17 protein-coding genes and 1 riboswitch are annotated in these 18,134 nt (G+C 66.8%); of the genes, 4 read left to right on the top strand and 13 right to left on the bottom strand.

Translation table 11 applies throughout. The features are described 5' to 3' along the window. The first annotated feature begins 18 nt into the window (after window positions 1-18). Window positions 19-1,560 (top strand): alpha-(1->6)-mannopyranosyltransferase A, encoded by a 1,542-nt coding sequence (locus GOSPT_RS09470; RefSeq protein ID WP_005205575.1) that lies wholly within the window; start codon window positions 19-21, stop codon window positions 1,558-1,560. Here GOSPT_RS09470 and GOSPT_RS09465 read toward each other — a convergent pair. Continuing rightward, window positions 1,529-1,894, bottom strand: coding sequence for an Rv2175c family DNA-binding protein (locus tag GOSPT_RS09465; protein WP_005205572.1), 366 nt, complete (start codon window positions 1,892-1,894; stop codon window positions 1,529-1,531). The genes GOSPT_RS09470 and GOSPT_RS09465 overlap by 32 nt on opposite strands. A 131-nt stretch (window positions 1,895-2,025) precedes the next feature. On the opposite strand from GOSPT_RS09465, the gene GOSPT_RS09460 reads away from it, so the two are divergent. Beyond that, window positions 2,026-3,231 carry a protein kinase domain-containing protein gene (locus GOSPT_RS09460; protein ID WP_005205570.1) on the top strand — a complete coding sequence of 402 codons (1,206 nt, stop codon included), beginning with the start codon at window positions 2,026-2,028 and terminating at the stop codon, window positions 3,229-3,231. Between the two features lie 21 nt (window positions 3,232-3,252). Here the strand turns inward: GOSPT_RS09460 and GOSPT_RS09455 are convergent, their stop codons facing one another. Then, window positions 3,253-4,671 carry a class II 3-deoxy-7-phosphoheptulonate synthase gene (locus GOSPT_RS09455; RefSeq protein ID WP_039855434.1) on the bottom strand — a complete coding sequence of 473 codons (1,419 nt, stop codon included), beginning with the start codon at window positions 4,669-4,671 and terminating at the stop codon, window positions 3,253-3,255. Between the two features lie 61 nt (window positions 4,672-4,732). Next, a complete protein-coding gene (locus GOSPT_RS09450) occupies window positions 4,733-5,224 on the bottom strand; it encodes a polyadenylate-specific 3'-exoribonuclease AS (protein WP_005205565.1) in 492 nt (163 codons plus the stop codon). Between the two features lie 86 nt (window positions 5,225-5,310). Here GOSPT_RS09450 and GOSPT_RS09445 point away from each other — a divergent pair, with 86 nt between their 5' ends. Further along, window positions 5,311-6,648, top strand: coding sequence for a glycosyltransferase 87 family protein (locus tag GOSPT_RS09445; protein ID WP_005205563.1), 1,338 nt, complete (start codon window positions 5,311-5,313; stop codon window positions 6,646-6,648). A 121-nt stretch (window positions 6,649-6,769) separates the two neighbouring features. On the opposite strand, the gene GOSPT_RS09440 is transcribed toward GOSPT_RS09445, so the two are convergent. The 6 genes from GOSPT_RS09440 to GOSPT_RS09415 all read right to left on the bottom strand — a co-directional run bounded on the left by GOSPT_RS09440 (window position 6,770) and on the right by GOSPT_RS09415 (window position 11,365). Then, a complete protein-coding gene (locus GOSPT_RS09440) occupies window positions 6,770-7,489 on the bottom strand; it encodes a lysophospholipid acyltransferase family protein (protein ID WP_005205561.1) in 720 nt (239 codons plus the stop codon). Window positions 7,490-7,651: 162 nt separating this feature from the next. Continuing rightward, on the bottom strand, window positions 7,652-8,647 hold the full coding sequence (locus tag GOSPT_RS09435) for an ROK family protein (protein ID WP_005205559.1): 996 nt from the start codon (window positions 8,645-8,647) through the stop codon (window positions 7,652-7,654). Between the two features lie 16 nt (window positions 8,648-8,663). Next, window positions 8,664-9,254 carry a hypothetical protein gene (locus GOSPT_RS09430; RefSeq protein ID WP_005205557.1) on the bottom strand — a complete coding sequence of 197 codons (591 nt, stop codon included), beginning with the start codon at window positions 9,252-9,254 and terminating at the stop codon, window positions 8,664-8,666. A 79-nt stretch (window positions 9,255-9,333) separates the two neighbouring features. After that, complete coding sequence (locus GOSPT_RS09425; protein WP_039855431.1) at window positions 9,334-10,515, bottom strand: ArsA-related P-loop ATPase; 1,182 nt, start codon at window positions 10,513-10,515, stop codon at window positions 9,334-9,336. Window positions 10,516-10,535: 20 nt separating this feature from the next. Next, window positions 10,536-10,973 (bottom strand): SRPBCC family protein, encoded by a 438-nt coding sequence (locus GOSPT_RS09420; protein ID WP_005205555.1) that lies wholly within the window; start codon window positions 10,971-10,973, stop codon window positions 10,536-10,538. Further along, on the bottom strand, window positions 10,973-11,365 hold the full coding sequence (locus tag GOSPT_RS09415) for a hypothetical protein (protein WP_039855428.1): 393 nt from the start codon (window positions 11,363-11,365) through the stop codon (window positions 10,973-10,975). Before GOSPT_RS09415 ends, GOSPT_RS09420 begins: the two co-directional genes overlap by 1 nt. A gap of 148 nt (window positions 11,366-11,513) precedes the next feature. Here GOSPT_RS09415 and GOSPT_RS09410 point away from each other — a divergent pair, with 148 nt between their 5' ends. Next, on the top strand, window positions 11,514-13,328 hold the full coding sequence (locus GOSPT_RS09410; RefSeq protein ID WP_005205553.1) for an AMP-dependent synthetase/ligase: 1,815 nt from the start codon (window positions 11,514-11,516) through the stop codon (window positions 13,326-13,328). Between the two features lie 33 nt (window positions 13,329-13,361). Here the strand turns inward: GOSPT_RS09410 and GOSPT_RS09405 are convergent, their stop codons facing one another. The 4 genes from GOSPT_RS09405 to GOSPT_RS09390 all read right to left on the bottom strand — a co-directional run bounded on the left by GOSPT_RS09405 (window position 13,362) and on the right by GOSPT_RS09390 (window position 17,932). Continuing rightward, the gene (locus GOSPT_RS09405; RefSeq protein ID WP_005205552.1) at window positions 13,362-14,480 is read right to left on the bottom strand and encodes a glycosyltransferase family 4 protein; all 1,119 of its coding nucleotides are present in this window, start codon (window positions 14,478-14,480) and stop codon (window positions 13,362-13,364) included. A 12-nt stretch (window positions 14,481-14,492) separates the two neighbouring features. Continuing rightward, a complete protein-coding gene (locus GOSPT_RS09400) occupies window positions 14,493-15,983 on the bottom strand; it encodes a peptidase MA family metallohydrolase (RefSeq protein ID WP_005205551.1) in 1,491 nt (496 codons plus the stop codon). Window positions 15,984-15,995: 12 nt separating this feature from the next. Then, the gene (locus GOSPT_RS09395) at window positions 15,996-16,967 is read right to left on the bottom strand and encodes a C40 family peptidase (RefSeq protein ID WP_245548701.1); all 972 of its coding nucleotides are present in this window, start codon (window positions 16,965-16,967) and stop codon (window positions 15,996-15,998) included. Window positions 16,968-17,230: 263 nt separating this feature from the next. Beyond that, window positions 17,231-17,932: a C40 family peptidase gene (locus tag GOSPT_RS09390; RefSeq protein WP_005205547.1), complete on the bottom strand. Its 702-nt coding sequence runs from the start codon at window positions 17,930-17,932 to the stop codon at window positions 17,231-17,233. Window positions 17,933-17,948: 16 nt separating this feature from the next. Further along, window positions 17,949-18,133, bottom strand: a riboswitch (cyclic di-AMP (ydaO/yuaA leader). Between the last annotated feature and the right edge of the window lies 1 nt (window position 18,134).

Raw genomic sequence — 18,134 nt, 5'->3', positions numbered from 1 at the left:
CGTGGACGACGCCTGAGCATGGACACCGACGTGAAAGTGGACGCCGACGCGAGCGCCGGTCGCACATCGTCGACGACGACGCGGCGCACCCTCATCGCGGGCCTGATCGGTTCGATCATGGTGTGCCTCGGCGGTTTCGGCATCGCAGACATACCCCGTAACCATCCGATCTTGACCGATACCGGACTGAGCTGGCTCACCTACGGGCACGGTAAATCTCTGTGTGGCATCACATTCTGGGTCGGCGTGACGCTCATGGTGATCGCGTGGGTACGCCTGGGGCGCATCCTGTGCGACCGCGACAGTGATCACAGCGGCCTCCACCTGGGCCGGTGGGTGTTGGCGTGGGCCGCGCCGTTGATGGTGACCGTGCCGCTCTACAGTCGCGACGTCTACGCCTACCTCGGGCAGGGCGCCCTGTTCGGGGCGGGCTTCTCGCCGTACGCCGAGGGCCCGGCGCACAATCCGGGACCGCTCGTCGACAGCATGGCGCAGGTCTGGGCGTCGACCACGGCGCCCTACGGCCCGCTCTTCGTGTGGGTGACACACCTCCTTGTCGTCGCGGTGACCGGCGATCACGTCATCCTGGGTGTGCTCGCCATGCGACTGGTACTGCTGCCGGGACTCCTGTTGTCGCTCTGGGCAATTCCGCGCCTCGCCCGTCACTTCGGGGCGTCGCCCGCCGCGGGACTGTGGCTGGTGCTGTTCAACCCGCTCGTCCTGATCCACCTGGTGGGCGGACCGCACGTCGAACTACTCATGATGGGTGTGTTGTCCGCGGGGATGGCGTTGGTCGTCACCGGGCGACACGTCGGCGGGCTCGTGCTGCTCGGGTGTGCGGTCTCGATCAAGATCACCGCCGGGATCGCGGTCCCCTTCGTGCTGTGGATCTGGTTGGCGCACATTCGACAACAGCGCCAGGTGGGCGCGCGCGACGTGGCAGTCGTGCTCGCCGCGATCGTGGGCATCACCGTCGCCGTGTTCGCGGCGTGGACCGCGCTCGTCGGGCTGGGCCTGGGTTGGCTCACTGGTTTGGGCTGGGCGGATCGGATCGTGAACTGGTTTACGTTGCCGACGGTGCTCGCTCACCTCGTGACACTCGTCGCCGCGCCGTTCACACCGCTCAACCTGCAGACCGTGCTGCCGATCACCCGGCTCGTCGGCGAGGTTCTGCTCGCGGTCATCCTCGTCGTGTTGTGGTGGCGGCAGCGGCATTCCGAGCGCGACGCGATGGCGGGCATCGTGCTCGCCATGCTGGCCGTCGTGGTCCTCGAACCGTCGACGCTCCCCTGGTACTACACGTGGGTGCTGTGCCTGGCCGTGGCGTTCACGCTTCCGACGTGGGTGCGCTCGCTGGTCGTCGGAATCTCGACGTTCATGCTGATCGTCTTTCAGCCCGACGACTCGATCTTGTTCTACAAACTGCCCGAGACGCTGTTGGCGCTGGCGCTCGGTGGCCTCGCGGCAGCGTCGGTGATGCGGACCGATCCACTGCGGATCGGTGCTCTCGGACGTCGTATGTGGGGCGTCAGAACGCCTGTGCCTGCGCGCGACGGATGACTTCGCGCGCGGAGTGGGTGTGCAGCGCGTCCGCGGGCGTCAGGCCGAGGTCGTCCTGTTCGGTGAACAGCCACGTCATGATCTCGTCGCGCGTGTAGCCGCCGTCGAACAACACGTCGACGAGTCCGGTGAAGTGCTTCGCGATGCCTTCGTCGTCGAAGAACACTTGCGGCACCGTGGGCTGACCGTTACGCGAGATCGCGAGCAGGTGATGATCCCGGATGAGGTTGCGCACCTTGTTCGTCGAGACATGCAGGCGTGCGGCGACATCGTCGAGCGAATAGGTGGGGGTGTCGGCGGGGAGGTTGTCGGTCGAGAGGGGCAGAGAACTCACCCGCCTGAGATTACCGTTTCGCCGTGCATGCCGACAGGCGGTCGTCACGCTGTGTACAACTCGTCGTCCAGCACACGCCACGGCGTGTACGTACGGGCCCGCGGTCGGTGGTGCCGGGTAGATTCGACGTCGTGAACAGCCCGGCCGACACCCTGCTCGGTGCGGTCCTCGAGGACCGCTACCGCCTCGACGCGCCCATCGCGCGCGGCGGAATGTCGGCGGTCTATCTGGGCGCCGATCTGCGGTTGGGTCGCGACGTCGCGGTCAAGGTGATGGATCGACGCTACTCGGGCGACCCACAGTTCGTGCGCCGCTTCGAGTTCGAGGCGCGGGCTGTCGCGGGCCTGAAGCATCCCGGTCTCGTCGCGGTCTACGACCAGGGCATCGACGACGGCACGGCGTTTCTCGTGATGGAACTCGTCGAGGGCGGCAGCCTGCGCGAACTGCTGCGCGAGCGCGGTCCCATGCCGCCGCACGCCGTCGTCGCGGTCGCCGATCCCGTCCTCGGCGGTCTCGGCACCGCGCACCGAGCAGGCCTCGTCCACCGCGACGTCAAACCCGAGAACGTGCTGATCTCCGACGCGGGCGAGGTCAAGGTCGCCGACTTCGGACTGGTGCGCGCGGTCGCCGAGGCCGGCGTCACGTCGGCGAGCGTCATCCTGGGTACGGCGGCGTATCTGTCGCCCGAGCAGGTCGAGTCGGCCGACGCCGACGCCAGGAGCGACGTCTACTCCATGGGCGTCATGATGTTCGAATTACTCACCGGCAGAACACCTTTCCACGGCGACTCGCCACTGGCACTCGCCTACCAGCGACTCTCCTACGACGTCCCGGCCCCCGGCGACGTGATCGACGGCGTACCCGAGGAGATCGACGAAGTGATCCTGCGCGCGACGGAACGTCGGCCGCGCGACCGCTACGTCGACGCCTTCGAGATGCGCGACGCCCTGCTCGCCGCGGCCGACGACCTCGACCTGCCGCCGTTCACAGTTCCCGCACCGCGCCGCTCGGCCGAGCGGGAGACGATGCTCCGGATACGCGCGGCACAGGCCGCCGCGGTGCGTCCACGACCGCGCCCCGTTGCGCCGCGCGCTGTCCCCGCGACCGCACAGCAACCGGTCGCGGAGTCGCTCGTTGCGCGTCCCCAACCGACCACAGCGCCACCCGCGACGACCAAGCGCCCCACGGTGATTCCCGATCGACCGACCGACGACACACCGACCCACGACCCTGGGCGCGGAAGACTGCAGGCGCTGATCTGGCTGACCGTCGTGCTGCTGGTGGCCGCAGGCTTCGGCTCGGCCGGCTGGTGGGTCGGCGCGCTGATCGTGGGCTGACCGCTCAGGACGTCGAAATGCTCAGCCGCGCAGCATCTCCGCGACGAGGAATGCCAATTCCAGCGACTGCTGGGTATTGAGCCGCGGATCGCACGCGGTCTCGTATCGACCCGCCAGGTCGACGTCGGAGATGTCCTGTGCGCCACCGAGACACTCGGTCACGTTCTCACCGGTGAGCTCGATGTGGATACCACCCGGGTGCGTACCGAGCGCGTGATGGACCTCGAAGAAGCCCTGCACCTCGTCGACGACGCGGTCGAAGTGCCTGGTCTTGTACCCGGTCGGCGAGGTGTGGGTGTTCCCGTGCATCGGATCGGACTGCCAGATCACCTTGTGGCCGGTCGCCTCCACCGCGCTCACGATCGGCGGGAGTACCTCGCGCACCTTCGAGTTGCCCATGCGGGCAACGAAGGTCAGCCGTCCGGGACGGTTGTGCGGGTCGAGCCGTTCGGCGTATTCGACGGCCTGCTCCGGCGTCGTCGTCGGTCCGATCTTGACCCCGATGGGGTTACGGATCAGCTCGGCGAATGCGATGTGCGCTCCGTCGAGTTGGCGGGTGCGCTCGCCGATCCAGAGGAAGTGCGCCGAAAGGTCGTAGAGCACCTTCTCGTCGAGTTCGGACGCATTGCCGGAACCGTCGAGATCGGGATTGTCGGCCAGGCGCAGCATCGCGCGTTCGTAGTCGAGCACGAGCGCTTCGTGTGAGGCGAAGATCGCGGCGGACTTCAGGCTCGAATCGGTGACGCCGCAGGCGTCCATGAACTTCAGGCCGCGGTCGATCTCGCCTGCGAGGGCCTCATACCGCGCGCCGGCGGGTGACGTCCGGACGAACTCGCGATTCCAATCGTGGACACGACGCAGGTCGGCTTCGGCACCGGTCAGTGCGCGCACCAGGTTCATCGCGGCCGACGCGTTGGCGTACGCGCGGACCAGGCGGGACGGATCGTGCACTCGTGCCGCCTCGACGGGCGGGAATCCGTTGACCATGTCGCCGCGGTAGGACTTCAGGCCGAGCGCGTCGACGTCGGCCGAGCGTGGCTTGGCGTACTGCCCGGCGATGCGGGCCACCTTCACGACCGGCAGGCTCGCGCCGTAGGTCAGTACGACGGCCATCTGCAGCAACGTGCGGATGTTGCCCTTGATGTGCGGTTCGGTGTTGTCGGCGAACGTCTCCGCGCAGTCGCCGCCCTGCAGCAGAAAGGCGCGGCCCTCGGCGACATCGGCGAGCTGCGACGACAGCGCCTCGACCTCTGCCGGCATGCAGATCGGCGGCACACTCTCGAGCACCGTGCGCATCCGGTGAGCGTCTTCGGGGTCCCAGCTCGGCTGCTGGAGTGCCGGCCTGCTCATGGCGTCGGCAAAGCGCGCCTGCAGGTCGCCGGGAAGCGGGGGCAGTTCGGGAAGTTCGTCGATCGGAACGTCTACGGTCCAGTTCACCACCCCTCCAGCGTAATAGGCGCCGACCACGCCCCCGCAGGTCGGCCCCGTCGGCTAGCCGGGCTCACGCACGCACACCGCCGGCACGCTCGATGGCCTCCCACTTGCGCAGGTTGTGTCGAGCATCACTGAGGGCGTCGTGAGCGTCGTCGGGCGCGGAGGGCAGAGGCGGGCGACCGGCAGCCTCCCAGTGCTGTTTGAGCTCACGCGTGAAACGCGGAACAGCGCGGGGCAGCTCGGTCATCGGCCCCCACAACTGACACAGAACAACGTGGTCATAGGCACCCACCCACGCCCACAACTCGATGTCGTTGCCCTTTTCCGTCAGGAACTCCAGCAGGCCTTCGCGGATCTGCGCCCGCGACCGCCACAGCGACGACGAGGGGGACGGAAGCTTGGGCAGGACGTTGGCGCGCACCCAACTACCGGCGCGCCCGGGATCGAATTCGGTCGACACCGCATAATATTCACGACCGTCCTCCGCGACGACACCGATCGATATGAGATCGATCGTGCGGCCGTCCTCGATAAACTCCGAATCGTAGAAGAAACGCATACCGCCAAGTATTAGCCACCGAACGCGCACACCGACACCCGACCGACCCACATGCCCCCGACGTGGGGCCTACACAAAGGCCATCGATGCCCACATTCTGCAGCGCCGCGGACGCCCGGCTCCGTCGGTGGGTTCCGACGCGGTGGGCGCGCGCGCTCATCGTCGTCGCATTCGCGGCGTCGTCGCTACTCCAGATGATCGGTGTGCCTTTCACCAGCAGTTTCGGTACCAGGACGCGCATCGACCTCGACGTCTACCGGCTCGGGGCACAGATCTGGCAGCAGGGCCAGAGTCTCTACGCCGACGGCTCGATGCCGTTCACCAGCGACGGCATCTGGCTTCCGTTCACCTATCCGCCGTTCGCCGCGATGGCCTTCGTGCCGCTGGGCGCAATGACGCTCACCATCGCGGGTGTCGTGATGTCACTGATCACGATCGGACTCCTCGTCGTCGTCGTGCACATCGTGCTGACGGTGCTCTCCGTCGGGCGCATCGGCAACCGATGGTGGCTCGCTCTAGTGGTCTCCACTGCCGCGCTCTGGCTCAATCCGATGTGGATGACGCTCGGCTTCGGTCAGATCAACGTGATCCTCATGGCGATGATCGTCGTCGACATCTTTCTCGTCGGCCGGGGACGTCGCCGTGCCTTCGGACCCCTACAGGGCGTTCTGGTCGGGCTCGCGGCGGCGATCAAGCTGACCCCGCTCGTCTTCATCGTGCTGTTCGCGTCGGCTCGACGCTGGCGCGCGGTCGTCACGGCTGCGGCGACGTTCGTCGCCGCGGCGGCGCTGGCATGGATCTGGATGCCGTCGGACTCGTGGGGGTACTGGACGCACACCTTGTTCCACACCACGCGCATCGGTGATCCGTCTGGCCGGATCAACCAGAACCTGAATGCGATGTGGATTCGACTCCTCCCGGAGGCCAGTGCGGCACAACTCGCGTGGGTGCTGAGTTCACTCGTGGCAACGGTGCTGGCAGGCGCAGCGCTATTCGCCTGCAAGCCCGCTGCCGCATTCGGTCGGGGTGCGGGTCGGAACGGGCGCGTCAACGCGCTCCTGGCGACCTGCGTCGTCGCGGTCTGGGGGCTTCTCGTCTCGCCGACATCGTGGGCACACCACTGGGTGTGGTCGATTCCCCTGATCCTGACGAGCCTCGTGGTGGCCGCACGCACCGACTCGCGGCGCGCGTACGTCGCCTACAGCGCGATCGCCGTCAGCGGCGTCCTGATCTTCGCCGTTGGCCCGTACCAGTTCCTGCCGATGGTGGCCCGACACTGGACCGTATTCGACCACATCGTCGGAAACGCGTTCTCGCTGTGGGGAATCGCCGCATTGGTCGTGATCTGGCTGCTTCCGTTCTCCCCCGCGCGGGCCGCCACACGGGCAGCCGATCAGCCGCTCGCCGAGGTCCGATCTGCCTGAGCGGTAGTCTCCGCGTCCCGCCGACGCGCGACGGGGCGGCCGTTGAAGCGCAGACGACCCGTGAAGCGCAGACGACCGGTAAAGCGCAGACGACCCGTGGAGCGCAGACGACCGGTGGGGCTCATGCGGCCGAGGCCTCCCCCGGCTGCGCGGGCTCCTGCACCTCGGGCTTCGGCTCCTTGAGCGAGGCGGCGTAGATGTCGACGTACTGCTGGCCGGAGAGCTGCATCAGTTCGTACATGATCTCGTCGGTCACGGCACGCTCGATGAAGCGGTTGCCCTGCATTCCCTCGTAGCGGGCGAAGTTCAGCGGCTTGCCGATCTTCACCTTGACCCTGGTCGGGCGCGGCAGCACGGTTCCGGGCGGGTTGAAGGTGTCGGTGCCGATCATGGCGACGGGGATCACCGGCACCCCGGTGTCGAGCGCGACTCGGGCCAACCCCGTCTTGCCCTTGTAGAGGTTGCCGTCGGGTGACCTGGTGCCCTCCGGGTACATGCCCATCAGGTTGCCTGCCTCGAGCTGGCCCCGCGCGGCCTTGAGCGCATCGGCAGCCGCCTCCGCACCGGTCCGGTCGATCGGGATCTGACCGACGGCGGTGTAGAACCACGCCTGGAAACGACCCTTGATCCCGGTGCCGTTGAAGTACTCGGCCTTGGCGAGGAAGTAGATCCGACGCGGCACCATCAGCGGCAGGAAGAAGCTGTCCATCACGGCCAGGTGGTTGCTGGCGAGAATCGCCGGTCCGCGCTCGGGGAGGTTCTCGAGGCCTTCGACCTCGGGACGGCCGAGTACCCGCAGGAGCGGTCCGAGGAGAACGTACTTGAACAGGTAGTACCACATTGAGACTCACTCCATCATCGCCGCGTCGCCACTGGTGAAGTCGTCGCCGGACAGAACACCGTGAGAACTCGAAGAGAGGCGAGTCTCGCAGTGAGCCGACGGGACGTTGTGAGATGACTCTACTCAAGCCCCCACACCTGCGTGGGCCATCAGGGCGTGCTCTCAGTGTGCCGTCGACCACCCTGCATCGCCGAGCGCCACATCCTCGGACCGTAGTGCCGCGCGCGCCACCTCCGCGGCGCCGATGACGCCTGCGCTCTCGCCGAGCTGGGTGCCTCGAATGCGCGCGAGTTGCCGGTGCCCCGAACCGGTGATCAATCTGGCGTAGTGCTCGCGCGCCTCGTCGAGGAACAGGCCCGACGCCGCGCCGACGCCGCCGGCGAGGACGATCAGGTCGGGGTCGAAGATGTCGGCGATCATCGCCAGCCCCTGACCGAGCGACGCCGCGAAGGCCGCGAACGCCGCGATCGCCACCGCGTCACCGTCGGCGGCCGCACCCGCCACACGACGCCCCGTCAGCGAACCGGGATCGGCTGCGACGTCGGCGGCGAGCTGGCTTCTCCCCCAATCGCCATCGGCGAGCAATTCGACGACGGTGTCGACCAAAGCGGTTCCGCTGCAATACCTTTCCCAGCATCCGCGCTTGCCGCACGAGCACGGCCTACCGTCGGGGACGACGGTCAGATGTCCGAGTTCCGGCGCCACACCGAAGCTTCCGCGATAGATCTCGCCCTCGATGAGCAACCCGGCACCGATGCCCGTCCCGATGGCCAAGACCAGCGAGTTGTGTCCGCGCGCCGCAGCGCCGAATCGGAACTCGGCGACGGCCGCGGCGTTGGCGTCGTGCTCGGTGACCACCGGCAGACCGATGCGCGCGCTCATCTCCTCCGCGACTCGCGCCTCACGCCACGGCAGGTGCGGCGCGAACCGGACAACCTGACGATCAGGCGTCAGAAAGCCCGCCACCGCGAGGCCGACGGCACGCGCCGCCCACCGTGAGGTGAGCTCGCCGACGAGTCGATCGAGGCAGTGCTCGAGTGCCAGCGCCGTGCCCGGCGTCGCGGCCCGCAGGGTGTCGAGCATCCGCCCGCGTTCGTCGACCACCGAGGCGCGGACGCTGGTGCCGCCGATGTCGATGCCAATCGTCAACTCGCCCATTATTTCTCAGTCCTCATCACGTCTCGGTGTCGCCATCGAGGTGCCTGCGGTCAACGGAGGGACGGAAGGGATCGGGGAAATAGGAGCCGGGGTCGTGCATGCCAGGGTCGTGCGTGCTGGCTTCCTGCCCGGCGCGGCTCTGTCGCGCCGGGCCGTGCTTATCGTCGCCCTGCTCGCGCGTCGTCTGGCGTGGGGCCGTCCGGTGCGGCGTCGACGTACCGATCCGTACCGAGATCGGTTGGTACTGCGCGGTCGGCGAGGCCTGCGTGGCAGGGGTTGCGCGTAGCGCGTTCGCGACGGCTTCGAGTACCGCGATGAGCGCGGCGATCAGCCTGGAGACGAGATCGCCGATCTCGGCCACGAGTGAACTGATCTCGCCTGCGACGTCGCCGAATGCCTGATGTCGCGCGCCCGCTCCCCGAGTCGCCCCGCTCGACGCCGACTGTCCCCCTCCGCCGATGATGGCGGCGAGTTGGTCGATCTGCCCCGCGATGCCCAGCACGAAGTCGCGGACAGGGTCACCGATGGGGTCTCCGGTGAACGCGTCGTCGCGGTCTCCCGGCGTCTGCCGTCCCCCCGACGGATTGCCACGGTCGTCGCTGCTCATCTCGGGCGGCTGGTCCTTTGCTGCTCGCGGGCCCCGACACTCGACCGGGGACATGTGCACGGAAACGGTACCCGCAACCTCACCGTCGAGGCCATACCGCCGGGTCGGGACGGAACCGGATATGCACCTGTTCACCATCCCAGTCGGCATCGTCGACGACGCACCGCCGCAACACCGACGGCAACGGCAGGCAGTGACGCAGACCGTCGACGGTGACGAGCAGGTCGTCGCCCGAGCGTCCGAGCATGAACCGACCGGGGTCGGGAAGCGTTTGCGGCCAAGACAATTCGTACGTGGTGTGGAGACCGTCTGCGGCGTCGCCGACCACCGACAGCGCCGACGAGCCGCGCGCGCGACCCGACGGCGCGAGCAGCGTCACCCCGAGCTTCTTCAGACGTGCAGGCCGGTCGAGTGGCGCGTCGAGCGCCGTGACACCACGGATCTCGACGCCGGGCACGCTGTCGATCTCGTCGGTCGCCAGCTCCCGACGCCCCGATTCGGCGGTGGCGTCGTCGAGAAAGATGGTGCGCAGCGGAAGTCCGAGCAGGTCGACGGACGCGAGCTGATGCGGTAACGACCGCGCTCCGCGATACCCGCTCCCGACCACGAGATGCGCTGCGGTGGTGTCGGCGTCACGCAGTAGTTCTGCGACGTCGGCGCAGTCGCGGTCGATGGTGTCGACCGCGGTGGTCAGTTGCGCGACCGCAGGACGGTCGGCCGCGGCCGCGAGCCTGCGGTGCCTCGGCCACAAACGGTCGAGCATGTGCCTGAGCTTCGACGGTGCGTCGAGCAACTCATACGGGTCGCCTGCCCCGGACAGGTCGACGACGATGCGCTGCCACTGACCGCTGACCGCCTCGTCACGAATCCGCCGCAGCAACAACGCATCCTCGACGCCGGGCAGCGATGTCACCTCCGCCTGGTCGATTCCGGCGAGGGTGTCGACGAACGGCAACGAGATCTTGGAGCGTCGCACGGTGTCGGCGAGGAGTTCGGCGAACAGCGCCCACGACGTCGTCGCCGACGTGAGTCGTTCGAGGCAGAGGAGGTGCAGATGTGCCGACACCGCGACGACCTCGTTGGGTGACCGGAACACACCGAGCACGTCGGGAACCGGCGAGCAGCGGTCGACCGTGATCAGGAGCGTGTGCCGATCTGCGGCCAGCGGTGAACGCACCGCTGGTCTCCGTGTCCGGGGTCGGCTGACCGCGCCCGCGGCCGCGATCGCGCTTACCCCGGATCCCCCCGGACCGAAGACGATGTGAATGGGCGTCAGGTCGATCAGCCTTCGACCCTCTTCTTGAGATCGTTGAGTGCTGCGTCGGTGATGGCCTTCTCGGCACGTCGCTTGAGCTGACCGATCATCGGAACCTGCAGGTCGACCATCAACTCGTAGGTGACCTTGGTCGAACCGGGCACCTGTCGGCTGAGCACGTACCGCCCGCGCTGGTCCTTCTGCAGATCACTCGACACCAGCACCCACGAGACCTCATCACCGTCTGCGCCCCACGTGTAGCGCAGCACGTAGGTGTCCTGGAGTACGCCCGCATCGAGGAGGAAGCGCACCTGCGACGCCCTGCCGGCCGAGTCGCGTTCGGTGACCTCGACCTCCCGCGCGGCGGTGACCCACTCCGGGTAGTGCTCGAAGTCGGAGATGACAGCCATCACCTCTGCGGCGTCGGCGTTGATGACGATCGAACGCTCGGTATGGTCGGCCATCAGCTCGCCACACTTTCACTGATCGCGGGATCGCCTGGGGCGCGACCTGATTCGAGACGATCCTTGATCTCGAATGTCACCCGCTTCCCGATCACGCGGTAACGATGGTTGAGCGCTGCCACGTCGACTCCTGTCGGATCACCGGCGGGTTCTGCATGCAGGAAATAGTGCAGCACGAACCCGTCGAGTACCGGCTCGCACCAGAACTCCATCGTTCCTCTCACCGGACCGTCGACCCGCCAACGCATACCCGCGGCACCCCGATCCTCGGCCACGTCCATGCGCAGATCGGGCCACCAGGATCGCCATCGTCCGCGATCACCCACCACGGCTGCCACCAGCGCGGGCGCCGCAGCGACGAATGTCTCATCCGCCACTTGAATGCTCGTCACGCCTCTTAGCTTCACATACTCCCGACGCGAGCGGATAGACCCCTCACACGTCACGCAACTCCGGCGCGGTTGTGGGTCGTGAAAAGTCCGGGGATACGATTGGCGACGAGTGTCAATTGCCAACGATGGCGAAAGGTCGTCGATACGAATGAGTGCTGCGTTGAACGAGTACAGCGTCCCCGCCGATTTCACGATCGAGGAGGACGAGAACTGTACTGACATCTTGTTCGGTCTCGCCGAGCGCACTCCCGCCTCGACGATCTTTCGACGCGAAGAAGGCGGCGAGTGGCTTCCGGTGCGGGCAGACGACGCCGCCAAGCAGATCACGGCAATAGCCAAGGGACTGATCGCCTCCGGTGTGGCGCCCGGTGACCGCGTCGCGGTCCTGTCACGCACGCGGCTCGAGTGGATCCTGGTGGATTTCGCGATCTGGTGCGCGGGCGCGACAACCGTTCCGATCTACGACTCGTCATCGTCAGGCCAGATCGACTGGATCATGCGGGATTCCGGCGCCTCCGCCATCATCGTCGAGGACGACGGACATCGTGCAGAGTTCGAGGCTGTCGGCGATCTGCCCACAGCCGTCCAGGTATTCCAGATCGATCCGAAGGCCGGCCCCGGTGCCGTCGAACTCCTCATCGAGGCGGGCAAGGATGTCTCGGACGACGAGATCGCCAAGCGCCGTGCAGCTCTCAAGGCTTCCGACCCTGCGACGCTGATCTACACCTCGGGAACCACCGGCCGCCCCAAGGGGTGCGAGCTGACGCACTCCAACATGCTCTCGGAGATCCGAGGTGTGCTGCAGGGCAACCTGAGCACCCTGCTCGCCCCGGGCAAGCGACTGCTGATGTTCTTGCCTCTCGCGCACGTTCTGGCACACGCGATCACCCTCGTCGCGATCGAGGCCCGGGTCGAGGTCGGTTTCACCGGCGACACCAAGAACATCGTCGCCACGTTCGGCCAGTTCAGGCCGTCGCTGATCCTCTCGGTCCCCCGCGTCTTCGAGAAGGTGTACAACTCCGCCCGTCAGTCGGCTGCCGACGGCGGCAAGGGCAAGATCTTCGACGCCGCGAGCGCCACTGCCATCGAGTACTCGGTGAAGTCGGAGCAGGGCAGCGTCCCACTGCTCCTCAAGGTCAAGCACGCAGTGTTCGACCGCCTCGTCTACAGCAAGCTGCGCTCGGCGCTGGGTGGGCAGTGCGAGCTCGCCATCTCCGGTGGCGCGCCCCTCGGTGCGATGCTCGGGCACTTCTTCAACGGAATCGGTATCCCGGTGTACGAGGGATACGGACTGACCGAGACCACTGCGGCCTTCAGCGTGAACACCCCGGGTGAATTCAAGATCGGTACCGTCGGAAAACCTGTGGCGGGCAACGCCGTTCGCCTCGGCGAGGACGGCGAGGTGCTGCTGAGCGGCGGCGTGGTCTTCCACGGTTATTGGAACAACCCGGAAGCCACGGCTCAGGCACTCGAAGACGGCTGGTTCCACACCGGCGACCTCGGCACCATCGATTCCGAGGGCTTCATCACCATCACCGGCCGCAAGAAGGAACTCATCGTCACCGCGGGCGGCAAGAACGTCTCGCCGTCGGGTCTCGAGGATGTGTTGCGCTCGGCCCCGCTGGTGTCGCAGGCGGTTGTCGTCGGCGATCAGAAGCCGTTCATCTCGGCGCTCATCACGATCGACCCCGAGGCCTTCCCGGGATGGAAGGAGCGGATGGGTCTGCCGGCCGACGCCGACGTCGCCTCCCTCATGAACGATCCCAAGCTGCGCGGCGAGGTCCAAGCGGCAGTTGACGAGGCGAACAAGACGGTCTCACACGCAGAGGCGATCAAGAAGTTCCGCATCCTGCCGTCCGACTTCTCCGAGGAGACCGGCGAGATGACCCCGACCCTGAAGGTGAAGCGCAACGTGGTCGTCGACAAGTTCTCCGACGACATCGACGCGCTCTACTCCAAGTAGCGGCGTACAGCCGCCGAGATCACGCAGGCGCGCCTACAGCAGTTGCTGTAGGCGCGCTGCCATATGTCGCCACTGCCACCTGTCCTGCGCGACAACGCGCCCGGTGGCGCCCATCGCGGCAGCCGCCGAACGATCGGCGAGCATCGCCAGTGCTGCCAACGCGATCGCCGGGACGTCGCGGCCGTCGACAACAGTGCCCGTCTCACCCTCGACGACGGTCTCCGGAGCACCACCGGAGCGTCCCGCGATGACGGGCACACCCGTCGCCGACGCCTCGAGGTAGACGATTCCGAATCCCTCGACGTCGAGACCGCCGCCGCGTGTGCGCGCAGGCATGGCGAAGACGTCGGCGATGTTGTGGTAGTCCGGAAGTTCTTCTGCCGGAACAGAACCGGTGAAGATCACGTGATCAGCCACGCCCTCCTCGCGGGCGAGGCGGTGCAGTGTGTCGGCGTATGGCCCACCACCGACGATGACCAGCACGACGTCGGGCATCTCTTTGCGGATCAACGGCAGGGCACGGATGAGCATGTCCTGCCCCTTGCGTGGCACCAACCGCGACAGACACAGGATGGTCGGAGCATCGCCGAGTCCCAACCGTGCGCGAACCTCTTCGCGGGCAACAGGATTCGGCGCGAAACGATCGGTGTCGACGCCGGGCGGAAGGTACTCGAGTGAGGCAGCGCGCCCGAAGGCCGAAGCGAAGCGATCCCTGGTGTACTTACTGACGTAGGTGATCGCGTCGGTGTGATTTCCGATGTGGCGCAGCACTTGTCGGGCAACGGGCAGCATCGACCACCCCACCTCGTGGCCATGAGTGCTGGCGATGACGCGCTCCGCGCCCGCCCTACGCATCGCGGGAGCCATCACCGCGAGCGGTGCCGCAGCACCGAACCACACGGTCTCGATGCCCTCACTGCGGATGATCTCGGCGGCGCGACGCGCGACGAATGGCGTGGGCAGCATCAACGTCGTTCGGTGCCGGTAGACGCGATACGGTTGTCGCGCATCGAATTCCACGCTGCCCTTCCATCGGGGCGCATAGACGACGACGTCTTCTGGCGGCAATCTGTCGATGAGATTCTGCAGATACGACTGGATTCCACCGGCCCGCGGCGGAAAGTCGTTGGTCACCAACAGGGTTCGACGCACGGACCGTACTCCTTATCCCGGAACCTGTTCCGCGAGCCATCTGCGCCAGTCGGCGATCAGACGGTTGCGATCGACACCGAGAGCAGTCGCGATCGCGTTGTCTTGTCGGCCGACGTCTCCCGACGCCGCCACCCCGCGATAGAGGGCCTTCAGACGTGTTTCACCGTAGCGGTCGGCGACGTAGGCTGCGAGCGCCCACGCGGACTGGTACGCCAGAGCCGACTTGTCGGTCGCCACACCGAAATTCTCGTCCGACGGCAGCGCATCGGGACTCTGCCCCGCGCGCACCTGCGCGGCGAGATCCGGGGCGGCGTCGTCGAGACGCACGTAGGTTCCCTTACGGCCGACGTATTCGGCAACACCCTCGGTGATCCACAGCGGCGCATCCTTTGCAGTCACTGAACGCGTCGCGACGTGCGTGAGCTCGTGCCGCAAGACCACGGCGAGAGCCGGGGCGGGTAGGTCGTTGGCGGACGGAGCGAGCACGACGCGCTGACCGATCACCGTGTCACCGTCGACTCGATCGAACACGGTGGCCGCCGCGGCGGCGGAGGTGTCGGTCGCAGAACTGTGTGCGATCGCGGAGAACTCCTCCGGTGTCGCCGTTGCGACGACGACGGCTCGGCGCGGCCACTCCGAACCCCAGAACGCGGTGACGGCCGATACCGCCTGACGCAGCGAGCGTCGCGTCCGATCCACGGTGACGTCGGTACCCGGATACGACACCACTGCCGACGGCCCTCCCCCGGTGAGCACGTCCGTGGCCTCGAGACCCGGCAGGTTCCAGAGCTGGGTTGCCGGGGCGTCGTCGCCGAGAAGCGTTGCGTCGCCGACCAGTTTCCAGCTGTCCCCGTATCGCGCCACCACAAGCTCGCGATCCAGCGTGACCGTCGGCTCGTCGACGCCCGGCGTGCCGGCACCGCCGAGCGCATAACGCAACTGCACCGGCGCGACCCACGAGTCGGTACTGCCCTGCGCTTCGAGTCGGGCGGCAACCTCTGCGGGCATCTGGACCTCCGTACCCTGCGTCGACGCGAGCTGGTAGCCGAACTCCTTGAGCTTCAGAGCGGTTCCACGCGCGGGCACCGTGGTCGGCGAAGGCTGCGACTGTGAGGACGGCGACTGGGGGTTTGCTGACCGGGGGTTTGTCGACGGCTGCGACGCTGCGGCCGAGGTAGGTGTGGAGGTGCCTGTTCCGGAGAGATTATGGGCCGCGACGTTCAGGGAATCGCGGAACGTCGGAGACGTCGAGGAGTCGAGGAGTCCGTCGAGGCGAGCCCGATCCCCATCCGTCAGGGCCAGGGTGAGGTCGTCGAGGAGTCGCGCGACACCCTCCGAGCGCTCCTGCAGGTAGATGTTGGGATTCGTGGTCGTCGTCGTGACCGACGACGACGTCGCTTGCTGCGGTTGACTATCCGACGAACAGGCCGACATACCCGCTGCGAGTGTCGCGGCAGCGAGGATCACACACGCGACGCGCGCAGCCGAGGTCTCAGCGTGCACGCTGTCCGCACATCAGGCGTATCGCCGCGCGGCCGCGTACGGCCCGGCCTGGTCGATCGGCACCACCTTGACGGGCACGCCGAACGTCGACGCATGGATCACGTAGCCGTCGCCGACGTACATGCCGACGTGGTGGGCATCCGGGTAGTAGATGATCAGGTCGCCGGGCTGAAGATTGCCGCGGTCGACGGCCGTTCCGGAGCCCATCTGTGCCTCGCTCGAGCGCGGAAGCGTTTTACCCGCCTGCTGGTAGGCCCACACCATCAAACCGGAGCAGTCGAAGGAGTCGGGTCCGGTGGCGCCCCAGACGTAGGGATCTCCGATGCGGGTGAGCGCAGCCTGCACGGCAGCGAGCGCGGCGGACGTTCCCTTCGGCACCGCGCGGGGGTCGAAGTCGAACTTGGGGCCGCGAAGTGCGCCGAGTTGCTTGCCGGTCATCGACTCGTACACGGCACGCACCTGGACCGCCTGCAGCTGCAGGTTTGCCTGCTTGGCCTGGAGGTCGCCGCGCACACGCTCGGCAGCGGAGACGGCAGTCGTCGCCTCCGCGGCGGTGCGGTCGGACTTCGCCTTCGCCGCAGCCATCTGGGCTCGAGCCTTCTTGAGCCCCTTGAGATCGGCCGACGCCTGGCGGGAGATCACCTCGAGGCCAGACATCTGGTCGAGCAATGACTGTGGCGAGTCGCTGACCAACACCGCGTAGAGCCGGTTGACCCGCGCACCCTTGTAGCTGGCGCGGACGATCGTGTCGACGCGCTTCTGATACGAGCTGAGCGTTTTGCGCGAGGTCTCGAGACTCTTCTGGGCCTCGGTCGAGTCTTTACGAGCTGCAGTGACGATGCCGCGCTGCTTGTCGTACTCGATCTGAGCGTTGTGCATCGCCTCCGACGACTTCTCGGCGTCGGTACTCAGTTTCTTGTACTGGGCGAGGAGCTGATCGGGTGTGCGAGTCGGTTCCGCGTTCGACGGACCTGCTGTCGCCATCGAAAAGACTTGTGCGACAGCGATGATCACCGCTGTCACGACAATGACGTATGCCGCTCGCGATCGATGCGCCATTGCCTGCGATCCCGCAACCACTTCTGTGTTCACTCCCCTCACCGCCAGCAGCCTCCGGTCTCCACAGAGGAGACCCGAACGCCGCGCTCCACCCTAACGTGAGCGTCGCGGGCAGCGACTGCGAGTCGGGCAGATCACGCGTTCCTGCGTGATCTGCCCGACCTCACGAACTCGATCGATCTCGCCGCTCAGTAGCGACGGATACCGACCAAACTCCAATTCTTCACGACGTCCTTCTTCACGGGGACGCCGTAGGTCGATGCGTGGATGAACTGTCCGTTGCCGATGTAGAGGCCAACGTGTCCGCCACCGTTGAACACCAGGATGTCGCCCGGCTTCGCGTCGGCGAGGGAGGCAACCGCGGTGCCGCCGCCGAGCTGTCCGTAGCTGTCGCGCGGAATCGTCAGACCCGCCTGACGGAATGCCCAGCTGGTGAGGCCCGAGCAATCGAAGGCATTGGGGCCCGAAGCACCGTAAGAGTAGGGCGAGCCGATCTTGGTCTCGGCAGCGCGCACAGCCTTCTCACCGGCGGTCTGCGTCGGTGCGAGCAGCGGAGCTCCGCCGCGCGGGCGCAGTTGCTGTGGGATCTGGTTGTCGCTGATGCCCGGAAGCGTGAACTTGCCGACGTTGGGGATCTCGACCGTGGCGTCGGGCGCCTTCGCGACGTCCTGCTTCTTGACGACCGGCGCCTTCTGCTGCTGGAACTGTGCCGGAATCTGCTTGGTGTCGACGCCGGGAAGCTCGAACGCGCCGACATTGGGCACGGTGACCGGCGCGGCCAGAGCGGGACCTGCGGCAGCGGCAAGTGAGCCGAACGTGATCGACCCGGCGATTACCGCCTTCTTTGCGACCTTGCCGCGGTCGGGCTGTTCCAAACGATGTTTGGCCACGAAGGGTGTTCTCCTTTTGTTCTCCCTCTACCGCCGACCGGGTTAGCTGTCGGGTTCGGGCCGGAAGAAATGGCCCTACACGCATGCGATTCGAGTGCGAACACCCGGATCGAGAGCGCGATTCACCCCCATTCGGAAAGCTCCGAAAAAATGAGTGGTTCCCCGGTACGCCAAGACTCATAGCCTTGGCGATTGAGCGGTG

Source organism: Gordonia sputi NBRC 100414 (assembly GCF_000248055.1).
Lineage (GTDB): Bacteria > Actinomycetota > Actinomycetes > Mycobacteriales > Mycobacteriaceae > Gordonia > Gordonia sputi.
The sequence above is the reverse complement of the archived record's forward strand: the minus strand, read 5'-3'. Positions and strand labels throughout refer to the sequence as shown.